We start from the raw sequence: 4,582 nt of genomic DNA, 5'->3' as shown, positions 1-4,582 counted from the left end.
AGATGCTGACGGTCTTTATATCGGAGGCGGATTTCCAGAAGAATTTGCTGAAACGCTGGCTCAGCAAATCGACGTTAAAAATTCTGTTCGAGCAGCTATTCAAAAAGGGATTCCTACGCTTGCTGAGTGCGGAGGGTTTATGTTCTTAACAGATGCTATTGTCACAACAGATGATACATGCCATGAAATGGTGGGGCTTATTCCCGGACAAGTAAGAATGCAGACAAAATTAGCTGCTTTAGGGTACCGAGAAGTGACGGGAAAGCAGGAGAATTTTTTATTTAAAGGCGATGTACAAGCTAAAGGCCATGAATTTCATTATTCAACCTTTCATTCAGAGAAAGAGTTTTCGCCTGCCTATGATACAAAAGGGATGCGAGGAATGAAAGAAGAAGGCTATATGAACAATAATTTAATTGCCGGCTATACGCACTTTCATTTCGGCTCTTCTATGAAGATGGTAGAAAACTGGGTGGAACAGTGTAAAGCGGTAAAAAAAGAAAGAAGAGATGCCGTGTGACAGTTGGAAAAGTATATTTAGTAGGAGCTGGACCAGGAGATCCGAAGCTAATAACCGTATATGGAATGGAGTGTATTCAAGAAGCGGATGTTATTTTATATGACCGCTTAGCCAACGAACAGTTGTTAAACTATGCTAAAAAAGACGCGGAGCTTATTTTTTGCGGGAAATTACCGGGTAAGCACGGAGTCATCCAAGATCGTATTCACGAACTGCTTGTTGAAAAAGCGCTTCAAGGAAAAGTAGTGACGCGTTTAAAAGGAGGCGATCCTTTTGTGTTTGGCCGCGGAGCAGAGGAAGCGGAAGTGCTTGCTACTCAAGGAATTCCTTACGAAGTCGTGCCTGGTATCACGTCAGGAATTGCAGCTCCAGCTTATGCAGGAATTCCTGTTACCCATAGAGATCATGCCACTTCTTTTGCGATTGTAACGGGTCATGGAAGAGAAGAAAAAGGAAAAGATTATTTAAATTGGTCAGCGCTTGCTCAAGGAATAGATACAATTGCGTTTTACATGGGCGTTGGAAATTTACCTCATATATGCAAGCAATTGATGGACCATGGACGAGATAAACATACTCCAGTAGCGCTTGTTCAATGGGGCACAACGAAGTATCAGCGCACCGTAACAGGAACGCTTGCCACAATCGAAGAAATAGCAAAAAAAGCAGAAATTGCTCATCCTGCCATTGTGCTTGTAGGTGAAGTTGTGACAATTAGAGAAAAAATAAAATGGTTCGAAGAAAGAGCGGAAAATATTCTGCTTTAACGTTAAAAGGAGGAGACAATATGACGATTATTTCACAGCTAAAAGAACGAAGAGCGGTACGAGATCATGAAGCGCGTGAAGTGGAACAAGAGAAAATCGAACAGCTGCTTGAAGCAGCGACGTGGGCTCCAAATGACCGAATGAGAGAGCCTTGGAGCTTTTATGTGATTCAAGGAGAAGCAAAAAAGAAGTATGAAGAACTGGCTGAAGCTTATTTAAAGGAGCGCTTTCCTACAAAGCCTCATTTAGTAGAAAGTTCGTTAAAAGCAGTAAAAAATACGCCTGTACATATCGTCGTAACAGCTGACACAGTTGAAGGAGACGATGAAGCCACTGAAGACAACAAATATGCGGTTTCATGCGCGATTCATTCCATGTGGCTAGCGGCTAAAGAACTAGGTCTTGGATTCGTTTGGAGAACAAGAGGCGTTGGTCTTGTTCGAGACGAGAGATTACATGAGTTTATTGGCAACCCTTCAGGTAAAGTCGTAGTAGGAAACGTATTTCTAGGCTATCCAAATGAAGAGTCTCTTACAAAAATGAAAGAGCCTGCTAGAACACCGTTTACAGAAAAAACAACATGGCTGTAAACTGAAATTCGAAGAAAAAGAGGTTTTTAGATTGAAAGACAAACGGGGTCTTACGTTAATTTATACCGGAGACGGTAAAGGAAAAACAACCGCTGCTTTAGGTCTTGCGTTGCGCGCTACGGGACGCGGACAAAAAGTATTAATGATTCAATTTATTAAATCTCCTCAGCGTACATATGGCGAAAAGCTGATGTTCGACAGAATAGGAATTGAAATGATTCAAACAGGAGTCGGCTTCACGTGGACAAAAACACCGCCTGAACATCGTGAAGCTTTGCAAAAAGCTTGGGCGCTAACGAAAGAAAAAGTCTTCTCGAACGAATATGATGTAGTTATTTTAGACGAGTTAAATAATGCACTGGCTATCGAGAAATTTCCTATTGATGATGTGCTACCGCTACACGAAGTAATTGACCTTATTCAAAAGCGCCCTGAGCATATGCATTTGGTCATTACCGGGCGTTCTGCCAAAAAAGAAGTGATGGATGCAGCAGATCTTGTGACGGAAATGAAGCCTCATAAACATTATTATGATGAAGGAATTCCTGCTGTAAAAGGAATTGAATTTTAAAAAGCCCTCAGTGAAGAGGGCTTTTTTTATTGAGCAGGGGCATCTACTTTTTCAGCTTGCCAGTAAAATTGGCTAATGACATCAGACAGTGCTTTTGTTGTGTTGGTTAGTTCATCAAAGTTATTATCAACTCCGCCCACTTCAATTAAAATCGCATTTTTAGAAACATCTTGGTTATATACACCGTTACCGCTGGATTTGTTTTTGCCAATAACTCCACGGCTTAACCCAGGATATTTCTTTTCAAGACCTTCATGAAGCGCTTTTGCCATTTTTAAGTTTTGTTCAAAGTTTTGATTCGCTTTCCCTAAAACAAACACAACTTTTGCATACGATTTATTGTTAATCTTAATGGTTGTATTATCTTTTCGAAGCGAATCTCGATGCAAATCGATAAAGTAAGTTAAATCTCTATTCTCAGTCATCGCCGTTTCAATTACTGTGCGAGACATGGCGTACGATTGGTTGGTGTTCCAGCCTTTTTCTTTTAATTTCTGTCCAATATTGGTTTGATCCACTTCTGCCCCAATTCCCTGAGCCTCTAAATCTTTTCCTAGCATATTTGCGACTATATTAATATTGGTTTTGCTATCTACAGCTTTATTAGCATCTGGATCACCTTCAAGTCCTAACAGAGGCAAGTAAGATTCCCAGCTGTGCGTATGATAAATATAAAATACCTTTTTTCCGCCAGTTGTATTATTATTTGGAGCATTCGTACCATTGTTTTCTTTAGGTTGCTGAACTTTTGTAGTAGAATTTCTTTCTTTTAGCGTTTCATCTAACGGCGGTGCAGATTCTCTAGGGAAGTTTGTGAAATTTGTGCCTTCACCGGCGATGATAATATTGGAGTCGTAAATACTGAATCCAGGAAGTTCTGAACCAAACAAGCTTCTCGCGTCTTCTGCTCGAATACTTGTTGATAACTCTAGCAGTGTAGAAGAAAGACCTGGAGGCGAGTAATTTTTATCAAAAGCCGTTGAAAAGTGGTGGTTTTCTTGGCTCATCAAATAATAAAGGCTCTCCGCTTTATGCTTCGATAACGTTTGATAGACAATAGAAGAATTGAACTGTTCTTTAAATGCTGAGTAACTTACTAGAACAATGATAGATGATGTCATTAAAACAATGGATAAAATAACAAGAACCATCTTATATGTTAACACTACAAAATTGGCGCGATTACTAGATTTCAATGGCGAAATCTCCTCTCTATGTCAGCATCAGGCTAATAGGTATGAAGGACTTTGCTAATCTAGTAATGATTATATGAATGGAGATTTCTAATTATGATAAGCATTTAATAGAGAAAGTAGTCTTCAAAATCAAAAAAGAAGAATCACGCGAGATATAATCTCATATTCTCAGTGATTCTTCTTCAAATAGACGTCGGATGGCTTCGCCTTTTGGAGTGAGGCTGAATCCTTTTTTCTCTTTTTTAAGCAGCTGATAGTTTTGTAATTCTTGTAAATACATAACGATGCGCTTGCGCTTTACGGAATTTAATAATCCAAATGCGGGTATTTTATCGAGCTCTTTTTGACGAATACTGTTAGTAGAAACACCTTCTAAAATTTGCACGTAACTMTGCTGAGTTTCCGTGTTCTTTAAGGTATCTATAAGTGTTAGTAACCGTAGCATTTGGTTTGAATCAAAAGTTATTTGACCGATTTTTAGCGGAGTCGAAAGCAGATCCTGACGCTGCTTATGAAGTTCATTTTCTATCTTAGCGCTTATTTCTGTCAGTTTCTTTTCTATTTCGTTTGGATCCATACAACATATAAATTTGTTTGTTTCCTGCAGCAGGGTAACATCTAGAAAATTCCATTGCGAAAACCATTGAATGGAACCAACTTTGAGATTTGCATTCGGTGTTTTTACTTGTAATACATTTTGAATGAAGGAAAGAAAGGGAGCGTTTTCCTGTAAAACTTGTCTTTGATTAAGTTGATAAGTGGTTAGGCTGCACAATTTGTCTTGGATTTCTTTGATGTGCACTTCATGATGCTTTAAAAGACTTTTCCATTTAAAAAAGACCAGTAGTTTTTGAATCACTTCTTTATTTTCATCTATAATCTCTTCGAACTGCCGCTGAGTTGTAGCTAAGCGTTTCGCTGCTAGCACTACATTATAC

Annotated in this window: 5 protein-coding genes and 1 pseudogene; 4 read left to right on the top strand and 2 right to left on the bottom strand. The window is 39.1% G+C overall.

Features of this window, described 5'->3' with window-relative positions:
* The 4 genes and pseudogenes from AC1DRF_RS17390 to cobO all read left to right on the top strand — a co-directional run.
* Positions 1-520 (top strand): annotated as a pseudogene (locus AC1DRF_RS17390) (cobyrinate a,c-diamide synthase); the annotation flags it as partial.
* The gene (gene cobA / locus AC1DRF_RS17385; RefSeq protein WP_013057306.1) at positions 517-1,287 is read left to right on the top strand and encodes a uroporphyrinogen-III C-methyltransferase; all 771 of its coding nucleotides are present in this window, start codon (positions 517-519) and stop codon (positions 1,285-1,287) included. The pseudogene AC1DRF_RS17390 and the gene cobA, both read left to right, overlap by 4 nt.
* A 20-nt stretch (positions 1,288-1,307) precedes the next feature.
* Positions 1,308-1,877 (top strand): nitroreductase family protein, encoded by a 570-nt coding sequence (locus AC1DRF_RS17380; protein WP_050690212.1) that lies wholly within the window; start codon positions 1,308-1,310, stop codon positions 1,875-1,877.
* Positions 1,878-1,908: 31 nt separating this feature from the next.
* Positions 1,909-2,448 (top strand): cob(I)yrinic acid a,c-diamide adenosyltransferase, encoded by a 540-nt coding sequence (gene cobO, locus AC1DRF_RS17375; RefSeq protein WP_013057304.1) that lies wholly within the window; start codon positions 1,909-1,911, stop codon positions 2,446-2,448.
* Between the two features lie 26 nt (positions 2,449-2,474).
* Here the strand turns inward: cobO and spoIIP are convergent, their stop codons facing one another.
* Positions 2,475-3,644, bottom strand: a complete 1,170-nt coding sequence (gene spoIIP, locus AC1DRF_RS17370; RefSeq protein WP_013083408.1) for a stage II sporulation protein P — start codon at positions 3,642-3,644, stop codon at positions 2,475-2,477.
* A 160-nt stretch (positions 3,645-3,804) separates the two neighbouring features.
* On the bottom strand, positions 3,805-4,582 hold a 778-nt coding region (locus AC1DRF_RS17365; protein ID WP_477741253.1), incomplete at its 5' end, for an RQC domain-containing protein.

It is taken from the genome of Priestia sp. P5_B4 (assembly GCF_056400385.1).
Note: the sequence above shows the minus strand (reverse complement) of the source record. Positions and strands in the feature narration are given on the sequence as shown.

Bases quoted from the DNA above. Each gene is read 5' to 3' on its own strand.
- AC1DRF_RS17380 (WP_050690212.1), top strand. From the start codon at position 1,308: ATGACGATTATTTCACAGCTAAAAGAACGAAGAGCGGTACGAGATCAT.